Below are 19,626 nucleotides of genomic sequence, written 5' to 3'. Positions count from 1 at the left end.
AATCAAGATGACACAAGCTCAATACACCGCCATTGTGACGGGCGGCAGCACCGGTATTGGTGAAGACATTTGCCGCAAGATGCTGGATCAGGGTTACACCGTGATCAGCATGGCGCGCAATGTCCTGCCTTGGACGCACGAGCGTCTGCACTGCGTGCAGGTGGATTTGCTGGATGCAGCAGCAACCGAAAAAGCCGCCAAGGATATTGCCGAGCGCTTTGAAGTGACCCACTTCATCCACAACGCAGGCGTGATCTGGCCGGCCTTGCTGGACGAGGTCAAGCTGGAAGACTTGCAGGGTCTGACCCAGATTCACTTGGGCGCGGCCTTGCAGATTACTCAGGCAGTGGTTCCTGGCATGCGCGAGCGCCACTTTGGCCGCATTGTGCTGATGTCTTCGCGGGGTGCGCTGGGTCTGCAAACCCGTACCGCCTACGCTGCTACCAAGGCTGGCATGTTGGGCATGGCCCGTACCTGGGCGCTGGAACTGGCGGACCAAGGCATTACCGTCAACGTGATTGCCCCCGGCCCCATTACTACCAATATGTTCTACGACGTGGTCGAAGCCGGTAGCGAGCGCGAAGCCAAGCTGGCTGCCGCGATCCCTGTGAAGCGTCTGGGCCGTGCGGATGACATCAGCCGCGCAACCATGTTCTTCTCGGATCCTGAAAACAGCTTTATCACCGGCCAGACGCTGTATGTCTGCGGCGGTGCCAGCGTGGGTACGCTGACGATCTGATCGACGGGCAAGGGGACTGCCCGTGATCGCGCTTTGAGTGCGTTCAGGAGCGAGTCCATTTGCTTGACGGCATATAAAACCCCCTTGGTTTTCCAAGGGGGTTTTTGCTTTTGGATGGCACAGCCCCCTTGATGGACTATCTGCTCCAGCATGTCTGGCGGCGAGTGTCGTTTAAACAAACGGCTGAAGGGACCGTCTTGATTGGTGGCGGCTGGTCAGCGGTGCCGGGATTTTTTGCTGCCTAAGTTTTTTTCTTTGTCGCAGAGGCCGATTTTGGCTTTTTATCCCCGGTTTTTGGTGTCAAAAGTTGCTGTTTCAGACCTGCTCGCATCGCATGGAAGTATGTCCAACACGTGAGGGGCCTGTTCATTTTCGACTCTTTTTTTGTCACATGAAACACCTGGGCCTGAGGGTTTGGCTACCGGTCCGGATGCTGCCTGATTGCTAGTGGGCTGATTCTTTTATTGCCCTTCTTAAAGCCAATGTTCGCCTGCTCGACATTGCGCCAAGCCAGTACTCGCGCCTGTTCCAGCAATTTTTATCAGCTCTTGCACAGGACAAGCGAGGCAGTTTGTGACCGTATTTCTTGCTATGTGAGATAGAAACCACGATTCCATGATTTTGGATGGAATTAAGGGTTTCTTTCTATTTACCTGGATTTGTTCATCTATAAACTATTTAGAACAGAAATATAACAATGCGCGTCGATTTTTCGAGGTGCATGATGACCCAAAAAACGGGCCTTCGCCGGCCAAAAAGAGTGGAGCTGTAATGAACGACGATCTGCCAGGAATGGAGCTGGTGCGTTCACGTGGAGTAGTACGAGTTGTAGAGACAATTCTGGATGCTGCCTGTGTGGTCATCTTGATCCTGATGACAGGGATCACTACTGTGGACGTGATAGGCCGGTATGTATTTCACGCCCCTTTGCTGGGCGCTTATGAAGCCAGCGAACTCTTGCTGGGTGTGCTGATTTTTGCAGCCTTGCCGCGTGTTACCTGGCACCAGCAACACTTGACCGTCAGTTTGATTGACGCCTGGCTAGGTCCAGTGGCGCGTCGTATCCAGCAATTCGTGATCAATGTGGTCTCTACCGTCATGCTGGCCGTGTTGACTGTCTACCTGTGGAGTCACGCCAACGAGCTGGCCGACTACGGCGATATGAGCAATGCCTTGCAAGTGCCGATTGCCCCTTTTGCCTACATCATCGCCACCATGACAGGCATTGCCACCGTGGCTTCCCTGTTCAAGATTTTTAGCTCTCCCCGCCGATAAAGACGGAGTTTTTTCATGTTGATTTCTATTATCGGACTGGCCGTCCTGCTGGGTAGCTTATTTCTGGGTTTGCCCATTGCCTGGGGCATGTTGCTGGTTGGTACGCTGGGTTTTGCCTTCTTTACCGGCATGGAAGCGGCCTTGACCATGGCGGCGCAGACCAGCTACGACACGGCTATGAGTTACAGCTTTACCGTGCTGCCGCTGTTCATCTTGATGGGTAATCTGGTCAATGCCTCGGGCTTGTCCAAGGACCTGTACAAAGCCGCTCACGCCTTTATTGGTCACCTGCGTGGTGGTCTGGCGATGGCCACGATTGTTGCCTGTGGTGCCTTTAGTGCACTGTGTGGCTCCAGTATGGCCACCACCGCGGCCATGGGTCGTGTAGCCATGCCCAATATGCGCAAGTACAACTATGACGACCGCTTGGCCACCGGCAGTATTGCGGCAGGCGGCACGCTGGGCATTCTGATTCCACCCAGCGTGATGATGGTGGTCTACGGGATTCTGACCGAAACCGACATTGGCAAGCTGTTTGCGGCAGGCTTTTTGCCCGGCATGATCGCCATGCTGATGTACCTGATCACGGTGATGATCATTACCGCGATCAACCCGAATCTGGGCCGTCCTGGCGAGAAAGCCAGCTGGCGCGAGCGCTTTGAGGCGACCAAAGGCGTGATGGCCATTACCGTGCTGTTCATCGTCATCATGGGCGGTATTTACGGGGGTGTCTTCACCCCGACAGAAGCGGCGGGTATTGGCGCTGCAGCGACCTTCTTGCTGACCCTGAAGCGTCGTGGCTGGCAGCCTCGCATGTACCTGACGGTGCTGATTGAAGCCGCTCAAACCACGGCCATCATGTTTGCGCTGGTGATTGGTGCGCTGGTCTTTACCAACTTCCTGACCGTGGCTGGTTTGCCCAATCAGTTGCTGGGCTTCATCCAGGGTATTGATGTCTCGCCCATTGTGGTGATTCTGATCATCTGCGCGATTTACCTGGTTCTGGGTTGTTTCCTGGAAACCATGTCCATGGTCATGCTGACGGTGCCTATCTTCTACCCGATTGTGGCCTCTCTGGGCTTTGATCTGGTGTGGTTCGGCATCATCGTGGTGGTGGCTGCTGAAATCAGCCTGATTACCCCTCCGTTGGGTCTGAACATTTTCATGATCAAGAACGTGATGCCCGATGTTCCTTTGGGCACCATTATTCGGGGTGTGACTCCCTTTGTAATGATGGATATCGTGCGTTTGCTCTTGCTGGTGTTTGTCCCCTGGATTGTTCTGGTTGTCCCGAACAGTATGTAAACCCGGCCCGGATGCAGTTGTGATCCGGGCAGCAGTAAAGCCGCCGGGTGTGCAGGTCCAGGACCTGCTTAACGTCCCATCAAGTGGCCAAGACGCCGGGCTGTAGTGGCCCGGCAGCAAAATAATTTACGAGGAGTCGAGATGCGTGTTTTCAAAAAATTGGCCTTGAGCCTGGGCCTGGCTGCAGCAGCCCTGGCACCGACCATGCCTTCGGTTGCGGCTGAAGTTACCACCTTGCGTTTTTCCCAGTGGATGCCGCCAGGCCACTTCATCGTGACCAATATGTTCGAGCCCTGGGCCCAGGAAGTGGAAAAAGCCACGGAAGGTCGCGTGAAGGTGGAGTTCATCAACGCCTTGGGCAAGCCGCAGGCTCACCTGGATCTGGTGCGTAACGGTATTGCTGATATGGGCATGTCGGTACACAGCTACACGGCTAACCGCTTCCCGCTGATCGAATTTGCTGAACTGCCTTTCACCACGGATGATGGCGGCGTGAACTCGGTTGCCTACTGGCGCACCTACGAAAAATTCATGATGGGTGCCAACGAGCACAGGGGCGTGAAACTGCTGGGTATGTGGACCAGCCCTGCCACCGTGATCTTCACCAGTCAGGACAATGTGCAAAGCATTGACGATCTGAAAGGCAAGAAGCTGCGTTCGCCCAGCCCCTTGTTTGATGCCATCGGTAAAGCGTTGGGCATCGTGACGGTGAACGCGCCTGCATCGGACAGCTATGAAATGCTGTCGCGTGGTGTGATCGATGGTATGTACTTCCAGTACGACCAATTGGATAACTGGAAACTGGACAAGCTGGTCAAGACTGCCGTGTCCGTGGAAGGTGGTTTTGGCAAATCCAGCCAGTACATGTTCATGAACGAGCGCAAGTGGAAGAGTCTGTCGGAAGCCGACCGTGCTGCTATCGAGAAAATCAGCGGCGAATGGATTGCCAACGACTTCGGTTCCAAATGGCAGGCTGCCGAACAGCAAGCCATTGAGAAGCACACAGCAGCTGGCCTGAAAACACTGCGCATCCAGGGTGAAGCAGCAGACCAGATGAAAGAGCGTCTGGCCTTTGTTGAAGAAGACTGGATCAAAGCGGCTGACAAGAAGGGCATTGACGGTAAAGCCGCTCTGGCCTACTTCCGCGAGCAGATCAAAGAGCTGAGCGCTGCCAAGTAATACGCAGCAAGAGACACACTACAGTCTTGGCCCCGCTTTCCTTTGGGAGAGCGGGGTTTTTTTATGTTTTTGGGAGGGGCTGTTGTGAGGGCAAAGGATAGGCAGCCGGGTTGCTGCTGTAGTCATTGTGGACGCTTCTCCCTGTAAAACGCCGCTTCAGGCCCTGGGGGGTCTGGCAGGGCTGACCACTTGCCGGTGCGGCGCACCGGTGCCCTGGTCAAGAGAGAGCTACGGGCGCATCCTGAACTCGCCGGGTACTTGGTCCCCCGGACCAAGTACAAGCGTCCGGCTCAAACAGCAGGATGCTTGCATCCCTACGCTCTCCCTTGCCTGCGGCAAGTAGTCTGACTCGCCCTGCCAGACCCCCCAGGGCCTGAATCGGCTTGCAGCGGAGGAAATGCACAAGTCCTCAAGCTTTAAGGCGTGGGCGGTGGTGCCCCCGTCTCCAGGTCATAGTGCTGATTGACGGCATATTCATTGATCACCGCCTTGCTCCGGAAGTATCGGGCCATGGCTTTGGGGTCAAAGTGCATATCGAAGCGATCCCGCGAACGCAACGTGGGCAGGAAAAAATACTTGGGTAGTTTTACGTGATGACGCTGATGCTTGTGGGCATCGGCCAAGATAGCGCGTCGTACCTGATCCTGCTCCCAGGTGCCGTGATAGCTGCGCAACATTAATCCGCTGGACACCAGCCATAGCGTGCCGCAGGCCCCCAAGGTTACTAACAGGTTGCGCTGCATGGGTATAGCGCGTTGCCCTTGCGCCAATAAATCATGTCCGTAAATAGACAAGGCCACCAGCAGATACATCAAGCCGCCATTCAAGGATCGCTTGGGGATATTAGGTGCCAGAACCAGAATGGCATTGGCCAGAAGCGATGCGCCAATGAGCAGCCACATTGCCCGGCGTACAGATTCAGAAGACGCAGGCCCTATGGCAAAACGCCAAACCAGCATCACTAGGATCACCCCCCAGTACCGCAATAGGGCGTCCGGGAAACGACGACCAAAATGCTCCCCAATGCGCCATAACAAAGGCTGGTCATACCAATGAGCAAAGACCTCTGCGCGTACTTGATTGCCTGGCGCCAGGACCAGCACGGCGACTCCCAGCCCCATACAGAGCAACCAAACCAGATGCCATGAACCGAGCGAACCTGTGCGCTGAAAGTGCCTTAGGCCCAGATACGCCAGCAAACACCAGCTGATAATGCCGGTGTTTTCATTGGAACAACCGGCCAGCAGGCCCAGAAGGCAGAGCGCCAAGCCTGTGATCACAGAGGGCTTGCCCTTTTGCAAGTAGTAAATAAAGGCCAGCACAAAACCGAAGTTGAACAGATTGGGCCACAGGTAGTTGGCGGCGCCTACCAACCAGAATGTGGTTTGCCCCAGATGGGGGTTGACCAGCCAATACAAGGTGAACACCAGCAGCAGTAAAGACGGGCGCAAGGCTCGTCCGGCCAGTTGGGCCCCCAGAGCTGTCAGCACCGTGACCAGGCCAAACAGGGCCGCTGTATTCAGTGTGGCTTTCAGCCATCCCGGAGCCAGCGTGAGCATGGCGCTGGAGAGCGTATCCGAGACCAGACGACCGCTCCATTGCAGATAATGTTGCTTGATCGACGTCCATGCAATGCCTTTGTTGGCGTAATTGAAGTCGTCCGAGATCATGGGGGTGAGCCAATAAATGGCCCACGTAGCCATCAGGGCCAGCACCGCAAAAGTAATAAAGGCCCAGGCACCAAAACGGTGGCCGAGCAGGGGCTGGCTGAATCGGGATTCAGCAAAAGAGAGAGTTGGGCTCATCGAGATGAAGCGGCGTGTTTGTGGCCAGGTCCACGACGACGGTATTACACATCGCTCGCCGTCCTGGGTGTTCAGGCCCAGGTGATATTGATTATTTACTGGGCGGGAAGCGAGGAATTATCTCATATACCCGTTGAAACACAGCGTTTAACGGCCTTACTGATCGTCATCCTTTAAATCTAAACCAAATCGGGGTTTTCCCTGCTTTTGCGGCTTCTTGCGCTTATTGGCTAGGCGCTGCGCAAAGTGGATATACCGACAAAAAGAGCACTTCTACCATTGGCTCCATCGTCATACCTAAAAAACAAAAGGAGAACGGACGTGGGGGACATCAATAAAAAAATAGCAGCAGTGGTTCTGGGTGCAGGGGTATTGGGCGCCGGCCCGGCCTGTGCCATTGAAGGCAACGGCCTGCCTATTTATCCCGATGGTTTGGAAAACTTCATGAGTGGTGCCCTGCCGCCACCCGGAGTGCACTTGCTGATGTATGGCGGTGCCATGCGTTACGACTCGGTGCGTGACAAGAACGGCGACAAGTTGCCTATTCCTGACTTCAAGGTCGATGTGGCAATGGTTGCGCCGCGTCTGGTCTGGGTGACGGACCAGCAGGTGTTTGGCGGCCAATTGGCGTTCCACGCCCTGGCTCCCTTGCTGACCGTCAAGGCACAGGCCGCCGGTCAGTCCCAGCGCCGTAGCGGTCTGGGTGACGTGGTTTTTGGTCCGGCCTTGGGCTTTCACCCCAGCGAGAAGATGCACTACATCCTGGGCGTGGACTTTGTTGCCCCAACTGGCCGCTACAAAGTGACCGACAGCGCCAACCTGGGCCGCAACTACTGGGCCATTCAGCCCGCTGCTGCGTTCAGCTACATGCAGCCCAGCGGCATCAACCTGGATTTGAAGATGATGGTGGACTTCAACTTCCGCAACAGCGACACCGAAACCCGTACAGGTAAAGCCATTCACGCCGACTACGCCGTGGGTTGGGGTTTTGGCAATGGCCTGGTGCTGGGTGTGGGTGGTTACGCCTATCAACAGATTGAAAGCGACCGTGGCCCCATGGCCGGTGACAGCAAGGCTCGTGCCTTCGCCATTGGTCCCAGCCTGCGTTACGCCAATGACAAAGGTCTGCTGATTACGGCCAAGTACCAGCAGGATCTGGGCGTGCGTGGCCGTCCCGAAGGAAAACAATTTTTTGTAAAAGTAGCGGTTCCGTTCTAAGGGCCCGCGGCAGGAGAGCGACATGAAAGGACTGAAGGATAAGGTAGTCATCGTTACCGGCGGCGCAACGCGTGTAGGCGCAGGTGTGGTCGAGGTGCTGATGGGCTACGGCGCACGTGTGGCCGTGTTTGATATTGATGCTGCAGGTGGCCAGAAAGCCGTAGGCAACGATGCCGCCAAAGCCAAATTCTGGGAAGTGGACATTACCAGCGATGACAGCCTGAATGCCGCCATCGAGCAGGTGCAGGCGCATTTTGGCCGTGTGGATGGTCTGGTCAACCTGGCCTGTTCCTATCTGGATGAAGGCATGGCGTCCAGCCGTGCTGACTGGCTCAAGGCTCTGGACATCAACCTGGTTAGCGCCGTGCAGGCGGCCAAGGCGGTGCGTCCCTTGTTGCCGCGTGGTGGTTCCATCGTCAACTTCACGTCGATCTCCTCCTCGATTGCTCAAACCGGGCGCTGGTTGTACCCGGTCTCCAAGGCTGCCTTGTTGCAACTGACACGCAGCATGGCGCTGGACTTTGCTCCAGACGGTATCCGCGTGAACTCGGTCTCGCCCGGCTGGATCTGGTCGCGCGTGATGGACGAGCTGACGGGCGGTGACCGTGCCAAGACCGACCGCGTGGCCTCGGCATTTCACATGCTGGGCCGCGTGGGCGATCCCCAGGAAGTGGGCGAAGTCGTGTCCTTCCTGCTCTCGGATTCCGCGAGTTTCGTGACCGGTGCCGATTACTCCGTGGATGGCGGCTACTCGGCCATGGGACCCGAGCAAGGTGTACCCGCCATTCCCAAATTGGCTGAATAAGAAAAACCAGGACGCCGCCGCAGTGGCGTCCTTAGCTCCCTCAGAAGGAAAAAATCATGCGTAAAGTTGCTATTGTGGGCGCTGGCCAGGCTGGCATGCCCGTTGCATTCGGTCTTTTGGCCAAGGGCTACGACGTAGCCGTTTTCACCAACCGCAGCCCCGACGATGTTCGTGGTGGCCGCGTGATGTCCAGCCAGTGCATGTTTGCCGAGGCGCTGGACGTAGAGCGCCGCCTGGGCCTGAATTTCTGGGACGACGAATGCCCGCCTGTACAAGGCATTGGCTTTGCTCTGCCCAACCCTGAACAGCCTGACACCAAAGCCGTGGACTGGAGCGGCCGTCTGGATCGTGAAGCCCAGGCAACTGACCAGCGCGTAAAAATGCCTTACTGGCTGGAGCTGTTCGAGCTGCGTGGCGGCAAGCTGATCATGGAAGACGTGGGCGTGGCCGAACTGGAGCGCATCACCCAGGAGTACGACCTGACCATGCTGGCTGCCGGCAAGGGCGAAGTGGTCAAGTTGTTCGAGCGTGACGATCAGCGTTCCATGTACGACAAGCCTCAGCGCGCCCTGGCCCTGACCTATGTACATGGTCTGGAGCCTACGCCTGAATACTCGCGCGTGTCCTTTAACTTCATCCCCGGTGTGGGCGAATACTTTGTGTTCCCCTCGCTGACCCTGTCCGGTCCCTGCGACATCATGGTGTTCGAAGGCGTGCCCGGTGGCCCACTGGATCGTTTCCGCGATGCCAAGACGCCCGAAGCTCATTTGGAGCAAAGCGTTTCTTTCCTGCGCGAATTCCTGCCTTGGGAAGGCGACCGAGCCCGTAATGTGGAACTGACTGACGCTCAGGGTTACCTGTCCGGTGCTTTCCCTCCCACAGTTCGTAAACCTGTGCTGACGCTGCCTTCGGGCCGCATGGTGCTGGGTCTGGGTGATGCCGTGGTCGTGAACGACCCCATTACCGGCCAAGGTTCCAACAACGCCGCCAAAGCCGCCCAAGTGTATCTGGACAGCATTTTGCAACGTGGTGAAGGCGCGTTTGACCGTAACTGGATGCAGGAAACGTTCGAGCGTTACTGGGATTACGCCAATCTGGTGGTGCGCTGGACCAACTCCATGTTGAAGCCACCAACCGACTCTTCTTTTGCCTTGTTGACCTCGGCTCAGCAATCGCCCGCCCTGGCTCATTTCCTGGCCAACAGCTTTAACCACCCGCCGGTTCTGTTCCCGGCCTGGGAAGATCTGAGTGCCGCTCAGGCATTGATCGAGAAGACTCGCAGCCAATCTGTGGCTGCCTGATAGATAGTATTCAAGGAGACGTATCATGACCCCCACCGCAACGCTGCAAGACTCCTCGTCCCAAACCGCTGCCCAGCGGCAGGCCGTGTCTGCCCAAGCGTTGGCAGCCGCTGACGCCAAACCCACACCGTCCAATCTGAATGTGGTCGATAGCCGTGCGTTTCGCCAGGCACTGGGCCATTTTCCAACGGGTGTGGCCATTGTCACGACTCGTTGTCCCGATGGCCGGGCGGTGGGTCTGACCATCAACTCCTTTACGTCCCTGTCGCTGGAGCCGCCCCTGGTGATGTGGAGCCTGGTGAATCACTCGCCCAGCCTGGAAATTTTCGAGAAGTGCAGCCACTTTGCGATCAACGTGATCAGCCAGGAGCAAGTGCCCGTGGCCCTGGGGTTTGCCAACTCCCAGGTCAAGGACAAGTTCTCGCTGGTCTCGCATGTGGATGGTGAAGAAGGCGTGCCACTGCTGGACGATTGTGTGGCGACCTTTGTGTGCGAGAACTACCGTCAGCACGAGGGTGGTGACCATACCTTGTTTATTGGCCGTGTGGTGCGCCACACCACGCTGACCGAACACGAGCCTGCGGTGTTTCACCGTGGCCGTTTCGCCAACCTGACCACGCCTAGCGGAGACCGTTGAAATGAGTGATGCGCACAGCGCTGATGTAGTCATTGTCGGCAGCGGGATGAACTCCCTGACCTGTGCCGCCTTGTTGGCCCAACGCGGCTTGTTGGTGACAGTGCTGGAGCGCAATGCGGTGGCCGGGGGCTGCATCCGTACGCAAGAGCTGTTCCCCGGTTTTACCCATGATGTTCTGTCCAGTTGGTATCCCTTGTTCATGGGCGGTGCATCCTATGCCACTTTGGCTGAACCCTTGGCCAAAGCCGGTTTGGAGTTTGTCAAAGGCGAATACAGCACGGGTCTGGCCATTCCTGGTGGCCCGTCGCTGGCCTTGCGTCAGGATATGGACGACACCGTACGTCGCTTCAATGACTTGATGCCGGGTGAAGGCGATGCCTTGGGTGCCATGGCGGCTCGCATGTTTGGCCCGGATGCCGGTTTGGTATTTGGCTTGCTGGGCGGTGAGCCTTACCGTTGGCCCATGGCCAAACTGGCCTTTGGTGCCTGGCGCGAACGGGGTCTGGATGGCTTGATGTCCTTTGGCTCGCAAGCGCTGGAAAGCTTTCGGCGCTGGGCCATGCGCGAACTGCGCAGCGACCTGGCCCGCGCCATGATTGCTCCCTGGGTGCTGCATAGCGGTTTGGGCCCGGATGAAGCCAGCTCGGCCCTGATCGGCAAGCTGACGTTCAGTGCTGTGGTCAGTGGCGGTATGCCTGTCGTCAAAGGCGGCAGTTATCAGATTGTGAAAGCCTTTACCCGCATTATTGAAGAAGCAGGTGGGGCGGTACTGACCAATTCCCATGTGGATCGCGTGCTGGTGGAAGGCAATAAAGCCACCGGCGTGTGTGTGGGTACGCAGCGCTATCTGGCCCGCCGTGCGGTGGTCTGCAATGTGACGCCCGGTCAGCTGTACGGCGACTTGTTGCCGGAAGTAGAACCCGAGCTGTTGAAGTCCGCCCAGGATTATCACTATGGTCGGGGCGGCATGCAGATACACTTTGCCTTGAATTCCCCGCCCGACTGGCTTGACCCGGAACTGCGCCATGTCCCTATGGTGCATGTGACGGAAAGCATGGAGCAGGTGTGCTCTTCGGTGGTGACGGCCAGCAATGGCTATCTGCCTGCCAAACCGACCTTGGCCGTGGGCCAGCCGGTGGCGGTGGATGTGACTCGTGCACCGGAAGGGCACTGGATTCTATGGGTACAAATGCAGGAGCTGCCGCGTCACATCAAAGGCGATGAAGCGGGCGAGATTCCTGTGCCAGCGGATGGACGCTGGAACGAAGCCGTGCGCGAGGCGATGGCCGATCGCGTTCAGGCCCGTCTGGAAACCGTCATGCCTGGCCTGGCTGCCAAGATTATCGGGCGTCGTAGTGTCAGCCCGGCGGATCTGGAAGCCTTGAACATGAATCTGGTGGGGGGCGATCCGTATAGCGGGGTGTGCTCACCGGATCAGTTCTTTTTCATGCGTCCTTTTGCAGGACACAAGAACGCGCGCAGTGGCACCACGCCCTGGCGCAATCTGCATCAAATTGGTGCGTCGGTGCATCCAGGCCCTGGCCTGGGTGGTCAATCCGGCTATTTGGCAGCCCAGCGTATCTTGAAGGGGTGAGAGGACGGGTGAGGCGGTCAGCTTAGTGCTGGCCGCCGCGCACTCGTTGCAGGGTCTCGCTAGGCGTTTCGCCAAAGCGGCTGCGGTATTCGGCGCTGAAACGGCCCTGGTGTGCAAAGCCCCAGCGCATGGCCAGGTCGGCCAGCGTCAGGTGAGGTTCGTTGGAATGGATCAGTTCGTGGCGCAGACGGTCCAGACGAACCTGACGCAGGTACTGCATGGGGCTGACGCCGTAGTGGTCTCGGAAGGCTTGTTGCAAGGTGCGGGAGCTCACGCCCGCAATGGTGCTGAGTTCGTCTACCGTGACCGGCAAATGAGCCTGCTCATGCAAATGGCTGGCTACTTTCTTCAAATGGCGCGGCAGGATGCGAGTGGGGTTCAGGGCCTGAATCTGAGTCGGCGGGTGCAGATCCAGCAAGGTTGTCACCGCCAATTGCTCCAGCTGGTTGATAATCAACGGCGAGCGGCGAATGTCTTCGTAGTTGCGTGCACAGTCCAGCACGTAGCGCAGCATGATTTGCCAGGAAGGCTGGGTGTGCGCCTCCAGGCGTACCGGAAACAGCAAACCTTGCGGGCCTACGTCCAGGCCCATGCCACGGGCAGCCTGTTCCACCAGATTGCGGTCTATCTTGAGCATTAATTGCTCATTATTGGCGTGCCAGATCATATCCACGTCCTCGTTGGGATTCAGGATCGTGGCGGCGTAGGGGCTGGAGTCCACGGTTTGGCCACCGCAGCGAATTTTGGCGGTGCCGTATTGGGGCATCTGGACCAGGTAGAAACCGGCCAGGTGATCAGGTTGTATGTGTACGTCGGCGCCATAGCCCAGGCGGCTCAAGGCGACCTGACCAAACTGGGCGTGACGCAGCCGGGTTTGCAGGGTCTGATCGGCACGTAGCTGCTTGAGCTGGTGCGACTTGAACATATCGCTGACAGATTTGCGCACGTGTTCCAGGTCAGCAGAAGCTACACGTGCCCAGTGATCGGGCTTATTTTCCATGTTTCATGTGCCTAGATGGTTCTGAAAGGCAGGAAGGATACGTAAAACCTTGAGTTTCAACGGTTTGCAGCGGCTTTATTTTAGTTGTAAAGTATATCAGTGGGCCACCGGGATTTCCCGCAGTCCCGTTTAGTTTGTTGTGTTTATTAACAGAGAGAACCGTGCAGAAAGACTTTCACTTCTACGAACCCACACAAGGCCATGGACTGCGCCACGACCCGATCAGTTCTATTGTGGGTCCCCGTGTCATCGGCTGGATTGGCACCAAAAGCAAGGAAGGTGTGCTGAACCTGGCTCCATACAGCTTCTGCAACGTGTTCAACTATCGCCCGCCTGTCATCGCTTTTTCCAGCGTGGGCTACAAAGACAGCGTGCGCAACGCAATTGAAACCGGCGTTTTTACCTGGAACCTGGCTACCCGTGATCTGGCCGAACCCATGAACATGACCAGCCTGGAACAAGATGTGCGCGAGTTTGAAGTCGCGGGTCTGACGCCTGTGGATTCCCGCCTGATTGATGCCCCCCGCGTGGGCGAGAGCCATGCCTCGTTGGAGTGCAAGGTGACGACGCACTTTCAGCTGAAAGACTCGGAAGGCAAGGATCTGAACACCTGGATGGTGCTGGGCGAAGTGGTCGGCGTGCATGTGTCGCCCAACAGCATCGTGGACGGCATTTACCGCACTGCGATCCCACGTCCGATTTTGCGTGGTGGTGGTCCTGGCGATTACTTTGAGATTACGGACCTGGCCTTGTTTGATATGCCACGTCCCAAGTCCTGATAGCAGGGCTGTAGTCAGAAGCTGCTGGTTGGCGGCTTCATTAGGATGGTTGCAAATGCATAACGGCGCCGAAAGGCGCCGTTTGTTTTATGTCTGCTCAGAGTGTGGCCGAAGTCTTTGGGCTGTTTTACCTGTTGATATACATTCGGCTGTCTGGCGTTCTGGCGATCCGGCGGCCCGGCGATCCGGCTTTTCGATGTTTTCGTCGTGTCGCAGCTTGGCAGGCTTGGCGAACCTGCTGCTTCGCGATTGCTCGGTGACTGAACGATCTGACCGACCCAAGGGGCAGATAGCCAGTCACAGACCCGTCAGTCCGTATTGCGCGCCGTAGGCGGGCATCTTAGCTCTTGGACGAACCGCCCGCTGCCAGGAATTGTGCCAGACGAGGGCTGCGTGGCGACACCAGCACTTCTTCTGGCGGGCCTTCTTCCTCGATTTGACCTTCGTGCAGATACACCACCTTGCTGGAGACGTTGCGCGCAAAGCTCATTTCGTGCGTAACCACCACCATCGTGCGCCCTTCTTCGGCCAAATTCTGCATAACGCGCAGAACCTCGCCCACACGCTCGGGGTCCAGTGCCGAGGTTGGCTCGTCAAACAGCATCACTTCAGGTTCCAGCGCCAGCGCTCGGGCAATCGCCACACGCTGCTGCTGGCCGCCCGACAAGAAGGCCGGGTATTGTTTGGCCAGATCGCGCGACAGGCCTACCTTGTCCAGATACAGCTCCGCTTTGGCAATGGCCTGCGCCTTGTCCATGCCCTGTACATGAATGGGCGTGGCGGTAATGTTTTCCAGCACCGTCATGTGGGACCACAGATTGAAGTGCTGGAACACCATGGCCAGGCTGGTGCGCAGGCGCTTGAGCTGTTGTTTATCTACCGCAACCAGTTCGTCCGTTTTGGGGTCCAGACGGGTTTTCAGTTCCTCGCCCTTGATGACGATACGGCCGGAATTGGGCGTTTCCAGAAAGTTGATGCAACGCAGAAACGTACTTTTGCCCGAACCACTGGACCCGATCAGGCTGATGACATCGCCCGGCTCCGCGCTGAGAGAGACTCCCTTGAGGACCTCCAGGGAACCATAGCGTTTGTGAATATTCTCGATGAGCAGGTTGGGCATGGAAAACGGTATCGTATTGAAAATAAAAAAGACCGGCGCGACGCGGCAGAGGGGATTACAGCACAGACTGGCCGTCAGGCAAATCATTGATGCTGTGGTTTTCCCGTACAAATCTGTGGGTCTAAACGGATTTGCGCGCATTTCTGGGTTTATGATGCAGTCTTTCCCGCAGCCCTGATCGGGCTAAGGGCGCAGCGCAAGCCGCGTTTTAGCCAAGCTTAGGTGTCCGTTACAGGGGACCTGTTTCTAGAGAGTGTTGTCATGAAAAAAGTGGTCCGTGCCAAGCTGCATGGTATCAAGGTGACCGGTGCCGACTTGAACTATCACGGCTCGATCACACTGGATCCTGAAATCTGCGAACAAGCGGGCATTTTACCCATGGAGTTTGTGGAAATCTGGAATAAGGACAGTGGCGCCCGTATTTCTACCTACGTGATCTTCGGTGAACCCGGCTCGCGCTGTGTGGTCCTGAACGGCGCGGCGGCCCGTACCTGTCAAAAGGGCGACACCGTCATCATCTGCGCAACCGAATACGTGATGAACTCCGAAGACCTGTATTCCCTGCGCCCTACCGTGCTGACCTTCACGCCGGAAAACGAAGTGGATGAAGTCATGCACTACGAAGTGGCCAAGACCGCCCAGCGCGATTACGACTTCCGCGTGGTTCGCGACGACCGCCCTCGCGGTGCAGAGCGCCCACTGGCCCGTGTTGACGTGGACGCCCTGTCCGCAGACCTGCGCTCTCGTGGCCTGGATGATCGTGCCATTGCCGATATCCTGTCCTGCCACCTGGCCGATTTCGCGCCTGCGAACCAGAACTGATTGTTCTTCACCGGGCCGCAACAGGCCCGATGATGGTTGTATTAAAAAACGCTGTGTTCACTGCCTCAGGCGGCAAACACAGCGTTTTTTTATTCAGTCAGTTTGTGGCCGAATTATATCTGGTACACAGGCCTGAATATGGCATTGAGCACAGCGCCATGGTGCACAGGGCGCCGTCAGACTACAAGGTACCCAGAGCACTGCAATCAGAGCGCTTGAGCACCTTGTTCACGTTCAGCCTCAATACTGGGCGCGCAGCGTCAGCATCACGTTGCGTGGGTCGCCGTAGTAGTTGTAGGCGCGTTCGTGGGCAATATAACGGTAGTACTTCTTGTCGAACACGTTGTTCAGGTTGAGGGTGGCTGAAACCTTGGGCGTGAAGTCGTAGCGCACCATCAGATCAGCCACGGCGTAAGGATTTTGCTCGATACGGATCGTGCCGGCCGTGTTCTCGTACAGGAATTTGGTCTGCCACGTGAAGCCACCCCCCACTGTCCACTGGCGCAACGAGCCTGGCAGGCGGTAAGAGGTAAAGAGCTTGAACATATGTTCTGGCGTGCGCGTGTTGAAGGGCTTGCCCTGGTTGGCCGCATCTTTCACGTACTTGGTGGTGTTGTAGGTATAGCCAGCCGTCAGATTCCAGCCTGGGGCCAGTTCACCTGTCAACTCCGCCTCAATCCCTTCGCTGCGCACTTTGCCTGAGGCAATCGAGCAGTAGTCGCTGGTGGTGTAGGGGCACGGTTTGGGGCCGTCCAGATCGGTCTGGGCGCGGTTGGTTTCTTCGATACGGAAGGCCGCCAGCGAAGCCTGCACGCGGCCATCCTGGAATTCACCCTTGATACCCGCCTCGTAGTTGGCACCCACGATGGGCTTGAGCAAGGAGCCGTTGCGATCGATGGCGTTTTGCGGACGGAACACGTCGGTATAGCTGGCGTACAGCGAGTAGTTATCGTTCAGATCGAATATCAGACCGGCGTACGGTGTGAACTCGCCACTGACTTTGTAGCTCGAGGAGGCCGTGTTGGCGCCGGTGAGCAGATTGGTGCTGTCGCTGCTGTAGTCCCACCAGCTCCAACGACCACCCACGATCAAGGTAAGCGGATCGGCAAGGCTTAGACGAGCAGCGGTATAGATGCCCGACTGCTTGGTGGTGGTGGCGGTGCGCGATTCATAGGGTCCAATATTGGGCGGAGGCAGCGAGGTGGGGTCCCAGTTAAAGACATCGGGCCGGATGCTGGCGTATTCACGCAGCGGCACCTGGTCGGTTTCGGTGGGATTGCGGCGCATGTTCGCACCCACCACCAGCTCATGCTTGCGGCCCAGCAAGGAGAATGGGCCCGAGGCGTACAGGTCCACGCTGGTCTGGGTGCGGTTCAGGCTGCTGGCTCGTGCGTAGTTCAGGAGTGGGCCTTGGTGCGTGTTGCGGTCCACGCCCGCGCCCGAGGCGGACAGAAACACCGTGTCTACGTCGTAGTGCTGGCGGTTGGCCGACAGCTTGGTCTGCCAGCCGTTGTCCATCTCCCAGGTCAGGTCGCCGAACACGGTGGTGCTGCGGGTGGCCCGGTGGTTCCAGTCGGCACCCAGGTAAGTGCTGCGTGGCAGTTCGAGATCGCCGCCATCGTCAAAGAAGACGACGCCAGTGCCGTTGGGCGTACCCTTGGTGCGCTGATGGTCCACCCCCACGGTGGCCGTGATCGAGGGAGTGAAGTCGTATTGCAAGACGCCATACAGCACTTCCTTGCGTTCCTTGACGTGATCCACGAAGGAGTCGCGGTCGTCGTGCACGGCCACCACCCGCCCACGCAGATCACCGCTGTGGTTGAGTGGACTGGAGACGTCGGCTTCCACACGATAGCTGTTCCACGATCCCACCATCGCGCTGCCGCTGGCGGCAAATTCACGGGTGGGTTGCTTGCGCACCAGATTGAGCGTGCCGCCCGGGTTGCCGGCCCCCTGCAACAGACCCGCCGCGCCGCGTACCACTTCCACACGGTCGTAGATGGCCATGTCGGCGGCCGCTTCCGAGCCGCCTGCGCCCAGCGAGACAGGCACGCCGTCAAGCTGTGCCGTATCCAGCGAGAAGCCGCGGATCTGATAAGTCGTGCCCAACACTTCGCCTTCTTGTACCTTGACGCCGGTGGCCTGCTTGAGTGCGTCATTAAGCGTGAGTAAACCCTGGTCGTCGAGCCGCTGGCGCGTGATCACGCTGACCGACTGCGGGGTTTCACGTGCAGTCAGGTTCATGCGCGTGGCCGAGCTTGCCGATGCGTTGGTGTAGCTGCCTGTGCCTTCGGTTCTGGGATCGAGTCGTCCCCGTACGGTTACGGTGCTCAGCTGGGTGACGTCACCGGCAGGTGCCTCTGGGACTTGGCGCAGATGGTAGCTGCCATCCGAGCTGGCAACAGCAGTCAGGCCAGTACCGGCCAACAGTGCATCCAGCGCGGCCTGGGGCGAAAACGTGCCGGAAACGCCTGGGCTGTTTCTGTCCCTGGCCAGCTCACCGGCTCCAGCGACCAGTACGCCGGATAAGCTTGCAAAGCGAGCCAGCGCTGTGCTCAAGGGGCCCGCTGGAATGCTGTAGCTTTGTTGTTTGGCAGACGCACTGTTGATGGTTTGGGCGTGGGCTTGAGGATGCCAGCTTGCCAGGCTCAATGCACCGCTGGCCAGGGCGAGTTTCAGCACGCAGGCCAAGGGGCTTAGTTTGAAACCGGGTCGGAAAAAGTGCATGGCACCAAAAGAGTTCGCCCCTCGGGCGACAGGCTGGGAATAGCCGGGCATGATGAATTCTGCTCCTTGGAAGCGGTGTAGTCGGCGAGAGCGAGCCGGTTTGCGTGTGTCCTGGTCAGATTCTGGTTTTGTGCCAGGAGACGGGTAAAACGATGCCCTCATCAGGTATATCGAACACGCCAAGGAAAAGCGGAACTCGGAAAAGTGGAAATAGCCGGTTTGAAGCATTGGGCCGCTTGAATAGGCCCGTAAACCGGCTTGTCATGCACGGCGGCTGATGCCCGTGAATGTGTGTCTGAATCAAGGTCAGTGCTCGGCAAGCTCAATGCTGACCCACCAGGGCAGGGTTCGTTTGATGCGAATGGGCAGCACCCCTTCCAGCATTCTCAAGGCCCGGTCCGGATCGGTGGAGGGATAACTGCCAATTACAGGCAGCTGGGCCGCCTCGGGTGAAACGCTAAGGTGGCCGCCGCGATAGCGCTGCAATTCGCGCACGACCTCGATCAAGGGTGTGTTGTCGGTGACGAGGATGCCTTTGGTCCAGCTTTGCCGCTCGGGCAGGACAGCAGTGGTAGCCGCAATCTCGGTACGCGAAAGCTGTGTCTGCTGACCGGCATGGACAATGTGCTGCTGGCGCTTGTTTGCCGTGTCCACCTGTACAGCGCCTTGATACACCGCCAGAAAAGTCTCCTGACCGTCCAGCCGCACCGTAAAGCGTGTTCCCAAGGCACGCAGCAAGCCTTGACGGGTTTCGACCAGAAAGGGCCGTGCAGGATCGGCCGCTGTATCGATCAGAGTTTCACCCTGAACCAGGGAGAGCAGCCGTTGATTGCCTCGGTAGTCGTGGTTCATTGCAGTGTCGGAGCTGAGCCAAACGGTAGAGCCATCGGGCAAAGTCAGTTGGTGGACTTCACCACGGGCGGTGCGATGCTCGGCTGACCAGGCCATTACTGTGCCGGGCAAGGACGTATGCTGCCAGGCCAGCCAACTGCCCAAACTGCTGCCTGCCAGTGTGCCCAGGCCCAGCAGCAATTGGCGGCGGCGTCCCATTCGTCGGTTGGCCAGGCAATAGCTTTGGACGGCAGCCTGGCGGCTGTCGCTGCTTTGTATCGGTTCAAAGCGGCCACTGATGCGCTCTACATACTGCCAGGCCTTGCGATGCTCGGCCTGAGCGGCCAGCCAGCGTTGCCAGCTTTGTCGGTCCTGGGCCGAGGCCTCGTCCGAGCGCAGCAGGGCAAACCATTCGGCGGCCTGCTCCAGCGCGTCAAATGAAGGCTCCAGCGTATCGTCGGGATGCAGTTCGGAGGTGCTCATGGGGGC

Annotated in this window: 16 protein-coding genes; 11 read left to right on the top strand and 5 right to left on the bottom strand. The window is 57.8% G+C overall.

Annotation, left to right across the window (positions count from 1 at the left end; translation table 11 throughout):
• Positions 1-7: 7 nt before the first annotated feature.
• From M2Q46_RS17465 to M2Q46_RS17450, 4 genes are all read left to right on the top strand, one after another.
• Entirely contained in the window at positions 8-739 is a 732-nt protein-coding gene (locus tag M2Q46_RS17465) for an SDR family NAD(P)-dependent oxidoreductase (RefSeq protein WP_009463811.1), read from the top strand.
• Positions 740-1,510: 771 nt separating this feature from the next.
• Entirely contained in the window at positions 1,511-2,014 is a 504-nt protein-coding gene (locus M2Q46_RS17460; protein WP_086060719.1) for a TRAP transporter small permease, read from the top strand.
• A gap of 15 nt (positions 2,015-2,029) precedes the next feature.
• On the top strand, positions 2,030-3,319 hold the full coding sequence (locus M2Q46_RS17455; protein ID WP_021447142.1) for a TRAP transporter large permease: 1,290 nt from the start codon (positions 2,030-2,032) through the stop codon (positions 3,317-3,319).
• A gap of 141 nt (positions 3,320-3,460) precedes the next feature.
• The gene (locus M2Q46_RS17450; protein WP_063689941.1) at positions 3,461-4,498 is read left to right on the top strand and encodes a TRAP transporter substrate-binding protein; all 1,038 of its coding nucleotides are present in this window, start codon (positions 3,461-3,463) and stop codon (positions 4,496-4,498) included.
• Between the two features lie 416 nt (positions 4,499-4,914).
• Here the strand turns inward: M2Q46_RS17450 and M2Q46_RS17445 are convergent, their stop codons facing one another.
• Positions 4,915-6,303 (bottom strand): DUF6056 family protein, encoded by a 1,389-nt coding sequence (locus M2Q46_RS17445; RefSeq protein WP_115634716.1) that lies wholly within the window; start codon positions 6,301-6,303, stop codon positions 4,915-4,917.
• Positions 6,304-6,633: 330 nt separating this feature from the next.
• Between M2Q46_RS17445 and M2Q46_RS17440 the strand changes: the two genes are divergently transcribed.
• From M2Q46_RS17440 to M2Q46_RS17420, 5 genes are read left to right on the top strand one after another with little or no spacing between them, the layout of a single operon-like run.
• On the top strand, positions 6,634-7,521 hold the full coding sequence (locus M2Q46_RS17440; protein WP_035269964.1) for a transporter: 888 nt from the start codon (positions 6,634-6,636) through the stop codon (positions 7,519-7,521).
• A gap of 22 nt (positions 7,522-7,543) precedes the next feature.
• Positions 7,544-8,326: an SDR family oxidoreductase gene (locus M2Q46_RS17435; RefSeq protein WP_226349105.1), complete on the top strand. Its 783-nt coding sequence runs from the start codon at positions 7,544-7,546 to the stop codon at positions 8,324-8,326.
• Between the two features lie 56 nt (positions 8,327-8,382).
• Entirely contained in the window at positions 8,383-9,627 is a 1,245-nt protein-coding gene (locus M2Q46_RS17430; protein ID WP_302357731.1) for a styrene monooxygenase/indole monooxygenase family protein, read from the top strand.
• A 25-nt stretch (positions 9,628-9,652) separates the two neighbouring features.
• Positions 9,653-10,264: a flavin reductase family protein gene (locus M2Q46_RS17425; RefSeq protein WP_042484910.1), complete on the top strand. Its 612-nt coding sequence runs from the start codon at positions 9,653-9,655 to the stop codon at positions 10,262-10,264.
• A gap of 1 nt (position 10,265) precedes the next feature.
• Positions 10,266-11,858 carry an NAD(P)/FAD-dependent oxidoreductase gene (locus M2Q46_RS17420; protein WP_302357728.1) on the top strand — a complete coding sequence of 531 codons (1,593 nt, stop codon included), beginning with the start codon at positions 10,266-10,268 and terminating at the stop codon, positions 11,856-11,858.
• Positions 11,859-11,880: 22 nt separating this feature from the next.
• On the opposite strand, the gene M2Q46_RS17415 is transcribed toward M2Q46_RS17420, so the two are convergent.
• The gene (locus M2Q46_RS17415; protein WP_115634720.1) at positions 11,881-12,858 is read right to left on the bottom strand and encodes an AraC family transcriptional regulator; all 978 of its coding nucleotides are present in this window, start codon (positions 12,856-12,858) and stop codon (positions 11,881-11,883) included.
• 161 nt (positions 12,859-13,019) lie between these two features.
• Between M2Q46_RS17415 and M2Q46_RS17410 the strand changes: the two genes are divergently transcribed.
• The gene (locus tag M2Q46_RS17410; RefSeq protein ID WP_035269337.1) at positions 13,020-13,637 is read left to right on the top strand and encodes a flavin reductase family protein; all 618 of its coding nucleotides are present in this window, start codon (positions 13,020-13,022) and stop codon (positions 13,635-13,637) included.
• A 340-nt stretch (positions 13,638-13,977) separates the two neighbouring features.
• On the opposite strand, the gene M2Q46_RS17405 is transcribed toward M2Q46_RS17410, so the two are convergent.
• The gene (locus tag M2Q46_RS17405) at positions 13,978-14,757 is read right to left on the bottom strand and encodes an ABC transporter ATP-binding protein (protein WP_088451587.1); all 780 of its coding nucleotides are present in this window, start codon (positions 14,755-14,757) and stop codon (positions 13,978-13,980) included.
• A 261-nt stretch (positions 14,758-15,018) separates the two neighbouring features.
• On the opposite strand from M2Q46_RS17405, the gene panD reads away from it, so the two are divergent.
• The gene (gene panD, locus M2Q46_RS17400; RefSeq protein ID WP_009461218.1) at positions 15,019-15,579 is read left to right on the top strand and encodes an aspartate 1-decarboxylase; all 561 of its coding nucleotides are present in this window, start codon (positions 15,019-15,021) and stop codon (positions 15,577-15,579) included.
• Between the two features lie 240 nt (positions 15,580-15,819).
• Here the strand turns inward: panD and M2Q46_RS17395 are convergent, their stop codons facing one another.
• Entirely contained in the window at positions 15,820-18,357 is a 2,538-nt protein-coding gene (locus M2Q46_RS17395; protein ID WP_302357723.1) for a TonB-dependent siderophore receptor, read from the bottom strand.
• Positions 18,358-18,612: 255 nt separating this feature from the next.
• Entirely contained in the window at positions 18,613-19,620 is a 1,008-nt protein-coding gene (locus tag M2Q46_RS17390) for a FecR domain-containing protein (protein ID WP_302357722.1), read from the bottom strand.
• Between the last annotated feature and the right edge of the window lie 6 nt (positions 19,621-19,626).

It is taken from the genome of Alcaligenes sp. YSL9 (genome assembly GCF_030515105.1).
Lineage (GTDB): Bacteria > Pseudomonadota > Gammaproteobacteria > Burkholderiales > Burkholderiaceae_B > Alcaligenes > Alcaligenes phenolicus.
The sequence above is the reverse complement of the archived record's forward strand: the minus strand, read 5'-3'. Positions and strand labels throughout refer to the sequence as shown.